This is a genomic window from Ruegeria sp. A5 (assembly GCF_056543005.1).
This window is the reverse complement of record NZ_JBQGAV010000003.1, coordinates 94,051-109,732: the sequence shown is the minus strand read 5'-3', so window position 1 is coordinate 109,732 and position 15,682 is coordinate 94,051. Positions and strand designations below refer to the sequence as shown.

Sequence of the window (15,682 nt, the reverse complement as noted above, 5' to 3'; positions counted from 1 at the left end):
GGTGGTCAGCACCACTCCGATACCATCTGAGCCCGGCAACAAGCGGGTGATTTTTTGGGGAACATATGATCTCAGCAAACCGCGTACTCGAATTCTCCGAACTGGATTGCAAGAGCTCGGCGTAGAAGTAATTGAAATCCACGCAGAGATTTGGCCCAAACACGCGGATAAAAGCCAGTTGAACATGGCTGTAATGATCCGAGTGTTGTTCAGCGCGCTCTTGGCCTATCCGCTTCTGATCCTGCATTATTTGCGTGCGCCTCGTCATGATGCAGTGATGGTTCCCTATCTTGGCGCGCTCGATACATTGGTGTTGTGGCCCTTTGCCCTGCTACGTCGGCGGCAGATCACCTGGGACATGTTCCTTTCGCTTTACGACACTGTCGTTAACGATCGAAGTATGGTTGGGGCCAAGTCACTGCCGGGCCGGATGCTTTGGGTCACTGAATGGCTGGCCTGCCGGGCAGCGCATCATGTCTTGCTCGATACGAAGGCGCATGCCGAGCATATTGCACGGATCTTCAATTTGCCTGAATCCAGGATTGGAGCAGTGCCGGTGGGAGCTGAGCCGGGATCCTTCCAGCGTCTGCCTCCTCCTGCGCGCCACGACGGTCCCACTAGAGTGTTGTTTTACGGACAGCTCATCCCGCTGCATGGGCTTAAAACGATATTGACGGCTGCTACCTCGGATCGAGGTCGCGATATCAATTGGCACCTGATTGGCACCGGGCAAGAGCGCCTATTGCTCGAGACAGCTCTGGTGGATGCGGAGCATAATCATATCTCCTGGCAGAAGTGGGTTCCCTATGAGGAACTGACCGAGGCAATTTCAAATGCCGACATCTGCCTCGGCATTTTTGGCGCCTCTGGCAAGGCTGCGTCAGTGGTGCCGAACAAGGTTTATCAGGCGCTGTTGTCAGGGCGTTCAGTGATCACCCGAAGCTCACCTGCCATGATCGAAACATTCGGCACCGAAGCTCTCGGGGTGAAGCTTATCCCTCATTCAAATCCCGAAGCGCTGCTGGATGCCATCGCTGAATTGAGGCACGAGGGCTATCCGGTAATGCCTGAAGACAAACTGAAAATGGCCCAGCCGCATGAGATTGCGCGGACTCTTTGCGGATACTTGTTTCATTGTGCACCTCAAGCCGGATAAAACTGTGGTCGACATGACTGATACCGCCATTAATTCCGCAGAGCATAGTGCTTCTGCCATCTATCACAGGCACTTTGGCCCGGCCCTGCCGCAATCCAATTGGGTGCCCGCGCCGCGGTATCTTCTAAGGCGTGATCGGGTTATGCGGCATCTCAAAAATCTGATGCCTTGCAGAGTGCTTGATATCGGGTGCGGACCGGCTGCGCTATTGTCAGAACTGGCAGAACAGGGTTTTGAAGCTTATGGCGTAGATCGTTCGCAGCAGGCCCTTGAACTGGCAGATAAGCTCAACACTCAAGCCAGCCCTATGACACTGTTGGCCGAGCTTGACCCGGACTGGAAAAACTCCTTCGACCTGATCATGTCATTTGAAGTGATTGAGCACTTGGAGCAAGATATTGAGGCCATGAGAGAATGGCAAACTTATCTGAAACCCGGTGGAACAATGATCTTGTCGACGCCTGCGCACCCATCCCGCTGGAATGCGGCCGACGTTTGGGCAGGGCATGTTCGACGCTACAGTAAAGAACTTTTAGTACATTCGGTTCAGGACGCCGGCTTCACCGTCGAAACTGTTGAGTGCTACGGTTTTCCTTTGGCCAATATTATGGAGTATTGGCGTGCTCGGGCCTATGGGCAGATATTAGAAACCAACGCCAAATCTGGTAAAACAGCGAACGACCTTACCAACGAGAGCGGTAGCGATCGTTCCATTGAGCGGCGCTTCTGGCCTGTGTTTTCTTCCGTACCCGCAGTCACGGTCATGCGGCTTTTTTTCCAGCTACAACGCCCGTTCCTTAACACCGAATTTGGAAATGGTTTTCTTGTAGTGGCGCGCAAAACGTAAACACATGGCTACCGCCCTGCGCTATATCGGCACCGCTGCTGCCCTGATCTTCATCGGAATCATTCTGGTTCGACACGCAGGAGACATTGCAGTGCTCGACTTCGGGTCAGGCCGCGCCCGTTATGCACTGCTAGGTGGGTTTACCCTTTATGTGCTGTCGCAGCTCGTAGGTGCTGTGGCTTGGGGGATGACGCTAAACATCTATGACGTTGCCCTAACGCGCACACGCGCTGAAAGTCAGTTAATGGTATCGCAGATCGGGAAATACATCCCCGGCAATGTTGCCCACCTTTTGGGACGTTTCGCCCTCGCACGGAGTGATGGAGTGCCATCCGCAATTATTACGTCATCTCTGTTGCTCGAGATCGGTTTTCTGCTCGCCAGCGGTGCTCTGGTCGTCGGAATTGTGTTCTTGATCATGCCTGATCTTGTCGCCGCAGTGACGGCAGACCTTCCAGAATCCTGGCTCGATGGACAGATGATAATCATCTTCTTCGGAATTCTGGCCTGCATAATGATTGGCCAGATTGTGATTTGGCGCAAAGCGGGAAAACCGAAACTTACATTTTCAAAATGCCTGATCCTATTGTTTCTGCATAGCTTCAACTTTTTGATGCTGGGTTTGTCACTTTGGTGTGTCGCACGGGCGATCTACCCTCAGGGTGGTGCCGGTATATTGCAATGCATCGCAATCTTTTCGACAGCCTGGGTCATCGGTTTTCTGATGCCGGGCGCACCCGGTGGTATCGGTATTCGAGACGGAATTATTGCTCTCGGACTTGGCCTTTTCATTGATCAGGGAGTCGGTCTAAGCGCTGCGATCGCGCATCGCGCGATCTCGGTTCTGGGGGATGTAGCTGTGTTTGGGCTTGGCGTAACCCTGCGCCGATATCTAAGCAGTGGTGAGCACGAAGCTGTATAGGTTTCAAAATTTGGATCAGGTCAACCAGACAATTTGCTGCGGAGTCTATCGTATCTGAAGGTCGCCATGCGCTGCCTCAGGCGCTAGGGTGCCGTCTTCTATTCGTTTCCAAACATAGTGCGACTTCTGGTGCGTACTACATTCCTTGAGCGCACCCAGTATCGCCCAAAGCCAGGGTTGAGGTCGTTCAAAGTTTGACCCAAACCTATCGTGAGTTTTCAGCAGGCAACCGATCAATGTGCTTTTTCGCAACATCGTTCGAGAGGGTCGCGTTCAGTCGCCACTCACCTAACGGGATGACCGGCTTGTTTGCGGCCTGTGCATCAGGTTCAAAAGTAACGGCAATGGTTTCACGCTTGTCGCTTTCATCAAGATCAAGCTGGATCATGAGCCGTGTAACGCCTGAATTCGGATTCTGCATCGCACAGTCAGAATTGAATGCCGTTTCGCAAGGATTGGCTGAAAGTTGAGAGAAGGTGGCGTTTGGCGGCGACAGTATGCGCGCGGTTAGTTCTTTCCCATCCTGACGCAATGTGGCCTTGGAGCCATCAACCGTTACCTGCGCTTCGGTATGCATTGCCCACGCCACCCGCCCCCGTTGATCAGGGCTAATTTCATCCTGAACCAACACTGTCGTTCCATCGACAAGAGCTATGCCTCGTCTGACCGTTCCCTTGGGCTTTCCATAGGCGTCTGAAAGATCGGCGATTGAAAAATCGAAGCCTGGAAACTGCGCCAACTCCTCAACATAGGCCCGCCCCGTTTCGATTTGATTTGCCATGTCAAAGGTCAGCGTATTCTGCCCGATCGTGGCGGTTCGATAATAGTCAAAACGTTTGTCAGTAAAGTAGCCGGGCAATTGGTAATTTCCGAGCCCAAGATCCACCCCCCAACGTACACCGTCAGCTTCAAGCACAAAGGTGCCCGCATCAAGGTCATTGTGATGGCTGCTAAGCGGCCCAGCCTTGAGGCCGATATAGCTGGCCTTAGGGTCATTCCAACCAGACCGCATGGTTACGATCCCAAGCCCTCCAGACCAATAGGATGTTGATCGGGCAGTGATTGGTTCACTATTGCTTCGCTGCTGCCAGATCAGCTCGAATGCTGGAAGGGAAGACCGCATTTTGCTATTCATTTTAATGTCGTAGCCCGGGCGATTGAACCGCGACGCCAACCAGGTCAACACAACAAGGTCAGTGCTTGTATCGCTGTCTCCAAAGTTAAACAGCATGCCAGTTGGCCCAGATGCATGGATCAGGAACTCCCCAAAATCCTCCAACCCTACCATTCTAGAGAGATCAAAATCATGCCCGAGGACGGAAACAAGCGCATCAAACGCCACCGCCGCGTCCCGGGCGGACAAAGCCCCGTACATCGGTCCTTCTGGCCATGCACCATCCGGAGCAAACATTGCCAACCCATTTCTAAGTGAAACCTGCGCTTGCTCAATAATATGATCAGCCAGTTCCGGTTCTGTTTCTGACACAACCAGAGCAGCGACGATCATTCCTGCATTGCAAACGATGTTCCAGTTGAAGGAAGCAACGGGCCAGGCGATATCTGCGGTAGCCGTCCCATCAGGAAGCGATGCGGGAACAGACACTGGGTTCACCCAGCGTTGGGGGGCGATCCAACCCTTGTCATAATAATGCGTATCCAGATCGTAGATTTTGGCGGCTTCTTTCAACCCCTTCTCGACAAGTGCCGATCGAATGATTTGATGATCCTCTTCGTCCAGATTGTCACTAATCCAACTGTATCCGAGCGACACCGCCAATGTGACACGGCTTAATCCCAGAAAGTGTGCGGGCTGCCATGTCTCCAGTTCCGAAAATTGCAAGAGTTCGGTTCTGGCGCGATCGGCATAGCGACTGTCACCGGTCAATCGCCAAGCCAAAGCCAGTGTGGTGAGGCGTTCGACCGGACGTTGTCCAAATCCACGAAAAGCTTCGTGAAGCTGACCATCTCCATTCCGAACTGCCTCAACAATAGTAGGCGACTGCAAATGCGCTTCTGCACTCTCAATCAATGCCTGATAGTCAGCCGCGAACACCTGATCGGCTGCGCGCTGTGTTTCTATGCGCTGGACGATCTCATCCGTTAGAACGACTTGCGGCACTGAGTTTTGGGACAAAGCGCTTGTAGCGCAAAAACAAGCGAAGGACAAAACGAACAAAAAGAAGGCTTTAATCGGATTCACACTTCTAACGGTCGCGATCATGGACTTCTTCCGCATTGGAAACACCTGCAACCCGACTCTGCAGCGGTGGCCAAATTCTGTCAAAGACATCCGATTAGTTCGGCTTAGCAAATTGATATGCTAAACGCCCCGTCCGGCAGCCTATTGGAGTAGTGTTTAAGTAGAGCCGGAAGGACAAACGATAAGAAAGCCAGCCACGAGAACCTAGCGCAAGCGATCCGAGCATTAATATTATGGTCGCATGGCTTGATCACGGAACCGAACCGGAAACGAGGCCAGTGCCCATCGATTTTCATGTGTTTGTTTTCGTTCCCGGCCTAGCGCAGACCGGGAACCACTTATTGGAGTGCCTCAGGCGATGGACATGCCGAGCGCTTCAAGTTGGTCTGTCAGGGCGCTTTCTGCTTCGGCAACACTGTTCCAGTCATCAGCCGTCAGGTTGCCAAGATCCAGATCCTCGGCCTGAACATCCTGAAGTGTAACGGTATGGCCGCCATTTCCGATAACTTCAAAGATAAGATCGCCATCAATTTCGGTGACCGACACATCGCTTTCGCTCAAAGCGTTGAAATCGATGATATCTTCATCGGCATTAAAACCGATAATCTGGGTCTTTACCCCCCAGTTCCAGGTAAGCTCTGCCACATCCACTTCAGCGCCGAAGGTCACAACTCCTGGGGTTTGGCTGTTTCCGGGTTCGTTGGTTCCACTACCGATATCTGGTTGGGTCGATCCCCCTGTCAGATCTCCGACCCGTGTCTGATAACCGTCTGTCGTCGCCCCGACAGGAGCCTGTGGGGTCAGCAGTATGGTGCGAGCAACCAACGTCACATCGTTCTGGTCAAAGCCAAATGGTACCTCGAGATTGTCTTCCATCACCTGATCAAAATGGAATTCGACCAGACCCGGGATCAGGTCAGCCTTGGTCACGCCGGTCAGCGTGATGCTTTGTCCGGTCGGCAAGGATGAGATCACCAGACCATCGCTACTGTCCTCGACGCTAAGCCGCTCGCGGGTTCCGAAATACAGGAAGCTGATCTTCATCGTTGAAGGATCAAAGCCGTCAATAACTTCGTGCACGCCATATTCGTGGCTACGAACATAGACTGTGTCAGCATCGCGAGGTCCTACGCCCTGCTCCCAACTAAGAACGCCGCCCATATCCTGACGGAGGTGTTCGTTGCCGACCACACCAAAGCTGTCGATGGTCACGTCCTGGAAGGTGACACCTTGCACGATTTGCGCCGCGTCCGACCATGGGCTGTCGATAACAATCTCGCCGGCCTTGGATTTGGTGACGATCATGCCGTGAACCGACGTACCGCCAAAGTCCAACTCGTCCACACCGGGGCGGAATCCGGTTATGTCGTCAGCGTTGCTATCGGCCCGGTATTTCACCCCGCCCGTGTCTGTATTGCCGGTGATCGCGGGCGGGTTTGACCCGTCTGCATCATAACTGAGGTCATAGCCCTCTCCGTCTCCCGGCGAGACGATAACTTGCCCCAAAGCTGTGGACACTTCGTTCAACACCGTCTGATCCGTGATAGAGAAATTGCTGAGCGAAAGATCGGACAGGCCAAAGCCAGTGAATACGATCTGCTTGGTTACATTGCCCGAGGTCAGCTCAATTCTAACGGTCTGCCCCAGAGCGTCCCCACTCTCTTCGAAAATCGAGAAGTTATCAGTCCCAATGTCCGGTCCGATTTCAATGACATCTCCCATCGCGGGCAGGAAGCCTTCGACCGTCTGTGCCTCGCTGGCAAGGCCCAGCATGACGTGCATATGTTGGTGGCTATGGCCACCGCCACCACCATCTCCGCCACCATCGCCACCGCTGGTCGGCATTGAACCATCAGTGCCTATCAGCCCAAGCACTTCAGCTGCGGCGGTATTGTCCAGAATAGCGAAGTTTGCCGGGCTCAGCTCAGCAAGTGTCACACCGCTGAGGGTCGTGGCCTGGTTATTGGACGGGATCGAGAACACAACCGCGCCATCAACCTCGGCAACCTCCAACGCGTCGGCACCGACCCATGCGATGAAGATCGTATCTGTCGTAGGGTCGAAATCCGGGATCGTTGCATTCGTGCCCCAAGCCCAGTTAATCACCACATCCGCAGTATCTTCTGTGGTGTCAGCAGTCCCGTTGCCGGTCGGTTCCGTGGGTTCCGGATGTATTACCGGTGGGACAACGGGCGGCGACGTATTCCCGTTATCGGTGCCGCCATTTGTATCCGTGGGCAAGACACCGTCGGTGTATACCTTGATAGCGTCTTCGATACTCGGCGCGTCATAACCGCCGAATTGCGAGACATACCGCAGGATCGAAGTACCGTATTCATCGGTGGATACACTTCCACCCTGAAGCAGAGCCAACGTACCCCATGCCCCCCGCAGGTGCGCGGCGGCCATTATGCCAGTAAGACTGAGCGTGACAGAGACGGCCTGGCCATTTTCCAGATAAGTGCGTGTCGTGCCGAGATAGTCGGACAGGCTCTCTCCCTGATAGCCCAGCCCGGTTTCGATGACTTGAAGATTGTAGCCAAAAGCTTCTTGAATCGCGCGCTCCTGCGCTTCGGCGGTTGTGAACTCTGCCAGCGAATTCACCCCGTTCTTACCGGTCCATGTGCCATCCCAGGTGTTCGAAGCCGCGCCATTCCTATAATAGACATCATCGGTGTAATACCCGAGGTCAATTAACAGCGCCTCGCCGAACTGATATCCAACAAAACCAAGCGAGTTCATCGAGCGATAGGACATCGCGTCCCATTCATCACTGCTTAGATCAGACCAGCTGGAATAGCTTGGATAGAAGTCGGCAACGGCCCCTCCCGCCCATTGGTTCAGCTGCCAATCCTGAATGATTCCTGCGTCGTATCGATCTCGATCCCAACCAGATTCAAATGCACGCAAAGCGTCGCGAAATTCTTCATATGTTCCATTACTCATCTTGAAACAGACTCCCATCTTGTCGTTGTTTCAGCCCAAGTATTTCGGCTTTATTAGCCCGATGAATTCAGGCCCAACTTGCGTAACAAGTCAGAAGTTCAGGACACGTTAAGAGTTCATTAACGAATTAATCTGAGCGGATGCGGGCCTAGGCCAACCTTTTGATGCGCTAAAAAACGCTGTAGGTCAGTGGGTTATGGCGGGGTTTGAGCAAAAGATCGGTGTAGTTGCGCGAGTCTTCGCCAAATTTGGAATGTCGCAATAATTAACTTTGCATTATTGCCAGATCGAACTGTTAAGAAAGCCTCAGCCGATCCAGACCGGCTGAGGCGTTTTTTTTGTTATCAGGCGATGATCAGAGACCCCAATCCTGTGATTGCTGAGCCGTCAGCTCGCTGATGTGCTGCATGACATCGAAATGCTCATCAACACCCTGTACGCTGATCACCTTTTGGCCATTTGCCGTGACCCAGTGAGTGCTGGAACGCCATTCGATCTGAAGTTGATCCAGAGACGAGATCCCGAACCCTTCCAGATCGATAACAATCGAGTCGTCAGCCTCAAAATCCCGGATCACCTGACCACCATACTGGCTGCCCGGGCCGGTGATGACAAAAGTATCGCTGCCTTCGCCACCGAACATATTGGCAAACCCGGCTTCTGAAGACTGGTCTGCATCAAGGATGATGACGTCGTTGCCGTCTCCACCATTTGCATTGGTGATCATCGCGCCTTTGCGGATCACGATGGTGTCATTGCCGTCGCCGCCGTTCAGAGTAGCGAACTGATTGAGCGCACCGCCAACAATGTAGTCATCACCAGCACCACCATTCAGGGTCAATCCACCGCTGCCGGTATCGCCAACCATATAGTCCCAGCTATCGGTGCCATCTACGGTGGTGATCTCTTCGCCCACCTCGGCATCAATCCGGTTGCCGTACTTCTCGAACCACTCCAGCGTGTTTGCGCCAAAGGGCGGTTCATAGACAACCTGATAACCGCCTTTGTCGTCGCCAACCAGGCTGCGCAGGTCGATGTAGGACGGGTCAAAACCGTTTCCGTCATCGTCATAGCGCACGATGATCTCATCTGTCAGCTTATTGAACAGAACGATCTGACCGTTTTCGATGCGGTGATCCAAATCGAACCAGCCGGACATCCCGTAAGCGTCGAGGTCGATCTCGATCCGATCGCCTTCGCTGGCGTCGAAATCGGTGATCGTGTTCTCACCACCGTTCAGAACGAAAGTGTCTTTCCCGCTGCCACCGGTCAAAATGTCGTTGCCTTCACCCGAAACCAACGTGTCGTCGCCTGCTCCGCCATCCAGGATGTCGTTTCCATCCATCCCGTTCAGGATGTTGTCGCCACTATCGCCGATCAGATGGTCATCGAACTGGCTGCCAATGACATTTTCCATCTCGTAGACATAGTCACGCCATTGCGCGTTTGTTTGACCGTCATATTCAACGCCGTTCACCTCGAAGTAGCTTTTGCCGTCTTCTTTGCGCATGTCCACGGTGACGCCACTGCTGGCATCCAGATACGCAATGGTGTCGTCGCCTTCGCCACCGTAGATGTGGTTGAAACCAGACCCGGCGATGAAAAGATCGTCGCCGCCAAAGCCCCAAAAGCTGTCATCACCGGCCTTACTTGCCTCACCGTCTTTGCCGAACCGGTTATATCCCATAAGGATATCGCCGTAATCCGTACCAAAGAGTTTATCAGCAACACCATCTTCTCCATAAATCTCGGTGCCGCCATAGGCGCCCAGCATCAGGAACTTGCTGCTGCCCAATGCGTCAAGCGATCCGTTTGGCAAATCAAAGGACTGGCCCGAGTTCATGTCGACACCGTTTTTGTCGATGAAAAGCGCGCTTTCGATGATCTGATTTGCCCAAGCCTTCCGGGTGGTTAGATTATCCCAATCCAAACTTGAAGGGAAAGAGTTTTTCAGATCGTCCCAGTAGATGACAGCGATCAGTTTGGGTGTGTCGTTCGATTCATCGTAGATCCGAAACGCCTGTGCCTTTGGCAGACCATCATGTTTGATTGTGATGTCGTCAAAGTTGTCCTCGGTCAATGGAATGATGATCGTATCCTGTGTCGGATCGAAATCACGCACATGCGTGGCATTGCCATCTTGGAACTCGCCGCCGACCTGGCCGCCCATATTCGAGAGCGCTTCTCCCATTCCAAAGAACAGCTTCACCAAGCCGCCCAGCGGCCCGGGCAGGATCGTACTGGCAGCCGCACCCATGCCTTTCCACAATCCATTGGCCATGTAGTCCGTAAAGTCTTTGCCATCGTTTGTGGGCGCATTTGCATCGCCAAGCACGAATGTGTCAAAGCCAGAGCCGCCCCACAACTGGTCATGCCCGACCTGACCATCCCTGTTACCGGAATAGAGCCAATCATTGTCGGCACCGCCATAAAGCGTATCGACGCCGGTTCCCCCCAACAGAACGTCGTTGCCGATGCCACCATAAATTAAGTCGTCATCAGCGCCGCCATCGATATAATCATGGCCTGACCCACCGCTGAGCGTGTCATTGCCAGCGAGGCCAAAGATCATGTCATCTCCGCCCATGCCAAAGATCTTGTCGTCGTGCTTGTACGAGCTGCCACGATGCGTGTCCGCGCCATAGATTACATTGGAATTGTCATTCCCGATCACGCCTTCTTCGACCCTATAAACGACGCTTTTTTTGCCGCCTTTCTTGTGGTCAAAATGATGGAAGATGTTATTGGTGAAGTTGGTCTCGTTCTCCCCCATCCATTTTACATAGCCGGCCTTGACCATTTCGGTCACTTCAATCCGGCTCCAGTTGTTTGGATACTGGTAAGACTTCTTGGACCAATACTCATGATCATAGCCGTTGAAGTGCATCTGATCGGGGGTCATCCCAATCTCGGGATCAACTTCATTGGCCGCGCCTGACAGCTGAACCTCATGGGACGTGTCTGCGCTGATTTCTGGCAAGATCGATGCATCGGAGTTAGCAAGCGACGCCTGCCCAGAAGACTCTGGCAGTTCACCGCTCGTCCTCACCGAGAGAAGCTCTTTGTTCTGTTCTTCGACAAACTCACCCGTTTTGACCGAACCCATCGCAAAAGGGTGATGGTTGGATTTGTTTACATGTTTCATTTTCTTTCTCCTCACTATTCTGGATGTTCGGCACACGGAAATCGGGCCAATCCTCATCACAGATAATAAAGAAGATGTGGTCTTTCCCGGCGCGCATCTCAACAACGAAGGGAGGTCTAAGCTGTTACAAAGTATGACAAAAATAGAAATCAAAGCATGAGAAAACAGACAACCCGGCTGGCGCCGTTTCAGGCTCCAACCGGTGAGTTCTGTCTTTCCCTTTGGTTGCCCGAGCGCCTGGCTCGATCGAAACCAGAGCGCTCGGAGTTTGGCTATGCAGCGATAGCGGATCGCTACCTTCTCGCTCCATTTACGCGACCAGATCAACGAAGAAGCTGTCGGTCGGAACGATTTCGCACAGCGGCGGAGGTGTCGTTGCCGACAGTTCCATCTCATCCTGCGGAACCTCGGTGCCGCATCTCGGATCAGGCATGATCGGGTTCACAGCGATCAGGTCTTCACCTTCGCCAGCAGGAACCGCACCAAAGGGCAGCGGGGCTACTGCGATCAGGTCGTCGCCTTCTCCGGCAGGAACTGCACCATAGGGCAGCGGCGCGACCGCAACCAGGTCTTCACCGTCCTGAGGCACCTCGGTGCCGCAACGGGGATCAGGCATGATCGGCGAAACTGCGGTCACATCGTCACCTTCACCAGCAGGAACCGCACCATAAGGCAGCGGGGCTACTGCGATCAGGTCTTCACCATCCTGCGGAACCTCGGTACCACACCGGGGGTCAGGCATGATCGGGGAAACTGCGGTGACGTCGTCAGCTTCACCGGCAGGAACCGCACCAAAAGGCAGCAGGTTCACGGCAACCAGATCTTCGATGGGATCGGCAACCAGCGGATCAATTGGCAACGGATTTACAGCCACCAGGTCTTCACCATCATTTGGCACCTCGGTTCCGCACTTTGGAAAAGGCTGAATCGGGGGCACGGCGATGACATCGTCGTTGGCTTTCTCGAAGCTCGTAGTGGTTACATGTTTCATTGTATTTCTCCTTGTTACACACTTTGTTTAGCACCCAAAAAATCTTAGAAACTTCCTCCTCGGGTATAACAAAAAGGTGGTTATCCGGCCCCTTCATTACAACGCGAAAAAGGGGGCTAAATTGTTACAAAGTATGACAAAAATAGGCTCCCAAGCCGGACATCATCTCTTTTCACACAGGAGCGCCTCCAAGATGTGAACCAGCACCCGCTCAGGTACCACCAACGCCCCTCCTCGCCTTTAGGATCGAAAAAACCAGCGCCATTTCTGGCGCTGGTTTTAGCTGTTTCTTCCTATTGGGCAGCTCACATCATCGGATCGATCAGACCTCCCGGAACGTGGTCCGGATTTGCTTACTGAGAGGATCAAGAAGGTACTGTAACAGGGTCCGTTCGCCGGTTTCGATGAAGACGTCAGCCGGCATACCCGGCAGCAGGCTCAACTGGCGGTCAGACAAAAGTCCGACAGCCTCCTCGCTTAGAGCAACCCGCGCCTCGTAGTAGGGTAAGCCAGTCATCTGATCTGTTTTTAAATCAGCCGAGACAAACTCAACGTGCCCATCCAACCGAGGGGCAACATGTTGATCGAACGCCCCGATCATAACGCTCGCAGCCTGGCCCAAGGCGACATTGTTGATGTCCTGTGGCATGACACTAGCGGTCACCACCAACCCGTCATCCTCGGGCACGATCTGCATCAGCGTTTCGCCCGGAGACACCACGCCGCCGATTGTATGCACACCCAACTCGTGCACGATGCCATCCGCCGGAGCCCGAAGGTCAACCCGCGCCAGCTGCAACGCGGCCGCGCTCCGACGTTCTTTCAAGCCATCCAGTTCGACCTCCAGCGAGGAGATCTCGTTCATCACCTGCTCGCGGAAAGTCTTTTCCAGTTGCAGGATATGGATACGCGTCTCGCTGATACGACCACGGGCGACTGCGATCCGAGAGGTCAGGCCGCCACTATTACCGACAAGACTGCTTCTTTGACGCTGCAAAGTCGTCACCCGGGTGCCTGGCACTAAACCCTTTTCAAAGAGCTGCGTCAGACCCTCCAATTCGCTGTCGATCAGTTTGATCTCTTCTTCGGAAGCTTCGCGCTGCGCCTCCAGGCCCACAATTTCCTGCTCTGCCTGTTCGATTTTCTCTTCCAAGGCCGCGACCTGACCATCCTGCGACAGACGACGTGCTTCCATCACCGCGCGCTGCGTTGCGAGTGCGCGGTCAATTTTGTCTTCGTCTTTCCGAGACGCAAGCTCCTCGGACAGTACGAGATCGTCCAGACCATCGCGCTCGGCCGTCAAACGAACTAACTGCGCTTCAAGCGCCACGAGCCTGTCATCGACCAAGGCTTGGCTGCCTGACAACAGCTGATCATCAAGTGTCAGAACAACATCGCCAGCCTCAACCCTATCTCCGTTTTTGACGTGAATGGTGCCGACAATACCTCCGTCGGGATGTTGCACAGCTCTGAGGTCGGACGAGACCACCACGCTACCAGCCGTCACGACCGCCCCGGACATCGGGGCTTTCATCGCCCAACCACCGAATCCTATGGCGAGCGCTGCAATTGCGACCAGACCAAAGCCGATGGATCGGGCAGAACGATCCCTAAACCCTTCGGTCTTCGTGTTGGAATTCTTGTTGGTATTCATGACTTCCTCCATTCATTCTGTTTACAGCGCCGGCCTGGGTCAACCCGTGGCGGCAACGATTTCTATTTGTTGGGGTTGTTCGACGGTCTTCTGTTCAGCGGCAGGCTGTGCAGCTCCGGCGGCGGCCTGATTGCGTTGACGCAACCGCTCCATCACTTCTGTTCGAGGACCAAAATCTCCGGCGCGACCGTCTTCCATGATCAGAATCTTGTCGACTGAACCCAGCACGCTCGCCCGGTGCGCGATGACGATCACAATCGCCCCGCGTGCCTTGGCGGCGAGAATAGCATGGTTCAGTGCGGCCTCACCCACGGCATCCAGATTCGAGTTGGGCTCGTCCAGAACCACCAGAAATGGATCACCATAAAGCGCTCGTGCAAGGGCAACACGCTGTCGCTGACCACCGGACAAGGCCGCGCCACGCTCGCCAACCGAGGTGGCATAGCCGTCTTTGAAGCTAGCGATCAGTTCGTGAACACCCGCTGCCTTGGCGGCGGCAATCACCAACTCGTCCGTCGCCTCGGGATCAAAACGCGCGATATTCTGGGCGATCGTTCCGTCAAAGAGCTCAACATCCTGCGGCAGAAAGCCGATCTGGGGGCCAAGCTCCTCAGGCAGGTACTGGTCGATCGGCACACCGTCGAGACTGATGCTGCCTTTGGCCGCCGACCATGCACCAACAAGTGTGCGCGCCAAGGTTGATTTTCCGCTGCCGGTCGTCCCAATCACAGCCAGTGCCTCGCCAGCTTTCATATCGAAACCAACACCTTTGAGAACAGCGGCAGTGGCCATCGGAGGGGCAGCGATCAGGCCGTCAACGGTCAGCGACTTCTGTGCCTTGGGCATGGAAATACGACGGACAGCTTCGTCACCAGAAAGAGTTTGCTTCAGCTGAGCCCATGCTTGCCGGGCAGCAACCAGATTGCGCCAACTACCGACCAGAGTCTCGATAGGCTGCAAGCCACGGGACATGATGACCGATGCCGCAACGATTGAGCCAGCCGATATATGTCCATGGATGGCAAGATAAGCGGCGACCGCAAGAACGGCGGACTGAAGTGCCAGGCGGAACACCTTGGTAAAGCTACCAGACACTCCGACAGTAGTGGCCGCCTTAGCACTCGCACCAAGGTGGAGATCGTTCACATCCTGCCAGGTCTTGCCCAGATTGGACTGCATCCCCATCGCGCGAACCATTTCGGCATTCCGGCGGCCGGCTTCTGCCAGACGATTGCGCTTGGCTGAATGCTCAGACTGAACGCACGCGGCAGCGCGGACCTTGATATCCGTAACGATGGCAATGGCAACCAATGCCAGCGCGCCAATTACACCGACCATACCCAGCCACATGTGCATGGCAAAAACCAATCCCAGATAGACCGGGATCCACGGCAGATCGAACAAAGCTCCGGCACCCTGACCCGACAGGAAACCGCGAATTTTTTCGACATCTTGAATTGCCGCCGCAGGGTTGCCACCCGGACGGTTGCGCGACGGCTCGGACAAAGTGCAATCAAACGCTGTGCGGGCGAGCCTTTGTTCAAAGCGATGCCCCATGGCAACCAGCACACGGGTCCGCGCGCCGTCAATCAAGGCCATGAACAAGTACAGACCGGCGACAAGTGTGCTGAGCGCGACAAGCGTATTCACGCTTTGGCTAGACATCACGCGATCATAGATCTGAAGCATGAAAATCGGCCCTGTCAGCATCAATAGGTTCACAACACCGCTGAAAACGCCGGTGGCAATCAGATTGCCCCTCAGCGCGCGCCGGGCGCTGGCAAGTTGTGGATGAACGGATGAATGCTTTGACATAGCTGG

The 15,682-nt window shown here is 54.3% G+C and carries 9 protein-coding genes; 3 read left to right on the top strand and 6 right to left on the bottom strand.

Translation table 11 applies throughout. The features are described from left to right. Positions 1 to 106 precede the first annotated feature (106 nt). The 3 genes from ACR0AY_RS08885 to ACR0AY_RS08875 are packed head-to-tail and all read left to right on the top strand — an operon-like array spanning position 107 to position 2,925. On the top strand, positions 107 to 1,156 hold the full coding sequence (locus ACR0AY_RS08885) for a glycosyltransferase (RefSeq protein WP_170818297.1): 1,050 nt from the start codon (positions 107 to 109) through the stop codon (positions 1,154 to 1,156). Between the two features lie 13 nt (positions 1,157 to 1,169). Further along, positions 1,170 to 2,003 (top strand): class I SAM-dependent methyltransferase, encoded by an 834-nt coding sequence (locus tag ACR0AY_RS08880; RefSeq protein WP_170511764.1) that lies wholly within the window; start codon positions 1,170 to 1,172, stop codon positions 2,001 to 2,003. A gap of 4 nt (positions 2,004 to 2,007) precedes the next feature. After that, positions 2,008 to 2,925, top strand: coding sequence for a lysylphosphatidylglycerol synthase domain-containing protein (locus ACR0AY_RS08875; protein WP_170511762.1), 918 nt, complete (start codon positions 2,008 to 2,010; stop codon positions 2,923 to 2,925). Positions 2,926 to 3,130: 205 nt separating this feature from the next. Here ACR0AY_RS08875 and ACR0AY_RS08870 read toward each other — a convergent pair whose 3' ends face one another. From ACR0AY_RS08870 to ACR0AY_RS08845, 6 genes are all read right to left on the bottom strand, one after another. Then, positions 3,131 to 5,059, bottom strand: a complete 1,929-nt coding sequence (locus tag ACR0AY_RS08870; protein ID WP_480454032.1) for a heparinase II/III domain-containing protein — start codon at positions 5,057 to 5,059, stop codon at positions 3,131 to 3,133. 417 nt (positions 5,060 to 5,476) lie between these two features. Beyond that, on the bottom strand, positions 5,477 to 8,071 hold the full coding sequence (locus ACR0AY_RS08865; protein WP_170511758.1) for a hypothetical protein: 2,595 nt from the start codon (positions 8,069 to 8,071) through the stop codon (positions 5,477 to 5,479). 355 nt (positions 8,072 to 8,426) lie between these two features. Next, positions 8,427 to 11,216, bottom strand: a complete 2,790-nt coding sequence (locus ACR0AY_RS08860; RefSeq protein ID WP_480454030.1) for a calcium-binding protein — start codon at positions 11,214 to 11,216, stop codon at positions 8,427 to 8,429. 310 nt (positions 11,217 to 11,526) lie between these two features. Beyond that, positions 11,527 to 12,207 (bottom strand): hypothetical protein, encoded by a 681-nt coding sequence (locus ACR0AY_RS08855; RefSeq protein ID WP_170511754.1) that lies wholly within the window; start codon positions 12,205 to 12,207, stop codon positions 11,527 to 11,529. Positions 12,208 to 12,529: 322 nt separating this feature from the next. After that, on the bottom strand, positions 12,530 to 13,861 hold the full coding sequence (locus tag ACR0AY_RS08850; protein WP_480454028.1) for an HlyD family type I secretion periplasmic adaptor subunit: 1,332 nt from the start codon (positions 13,859 to 13,861) through the stop codon (positions 12,530 to 12,532). 39 nt (positions 13,862 to 13,900) lie between these two features. Beyond that, positions 13,901 to 15,676, bottom strand: coding sequence for a type I secretion system permease/ATPase (locus ACR0AY_RS08845; protein ID WP_170511750.1), 1,776 nt, complete (start codon positions 15,674 to 15,676; stop codon positions 13,901 to 13,903). Between the last annotated feature and the right edge of the window lie 6 nt (positions 15,677 to 15,682).

Coding starts and splice junctions, on each gene's coding strand:
- ACR0AY_RS08880 (WP_170511764.1), top strand. CDS start 1,170: ATGACTGATACCGCCATTAATTCCGCAGAGCATAGTGCTTCTGCCATC.
- ACR0AY_RS08875 (WP_170511762.1), top strand. CDS start 2,008: ATGGCTACCGCCCTGCGCTATATCGGCACCGCTGCTGCCCTGATCTTC.
- ACR0AY_RS08865 (WP_170511758.1), bottom strand. CDS start 8,071: ATGAGTAATGGAACATATGAAGAATTTCGCGACGCTTTGCGTGCATTT.
- ACR0AY_RS08860 (WP_480454030.1), bottom strand. CDS start 11,216: ATGAAACATGTAAACAAATCCAACCATCACCCTTTTGCGATGGGTTCG.
- ACR0AY_RS08855 (WP_170511754.1), bottom strand. CDS start 12,207: ATGAAACATGTAACCACTACGAGCTTCGAGAAAGCCAACGACGATGTC.
- ACR0AY_RS08850 (WP_480454028.1), bottom strand. CDS start 13,861: ATGAATACCAACAAGAATTCCAACACGAAGACCGAAGGGTTTAGGGAT.
- ACR0AY_RS08845 (WP_170511750.1), bottom strand. CDS start 15,676: ATGTCAAAGCATTCATCCGTTCATCCACAACTTGCCAGCGCCCGGCGC.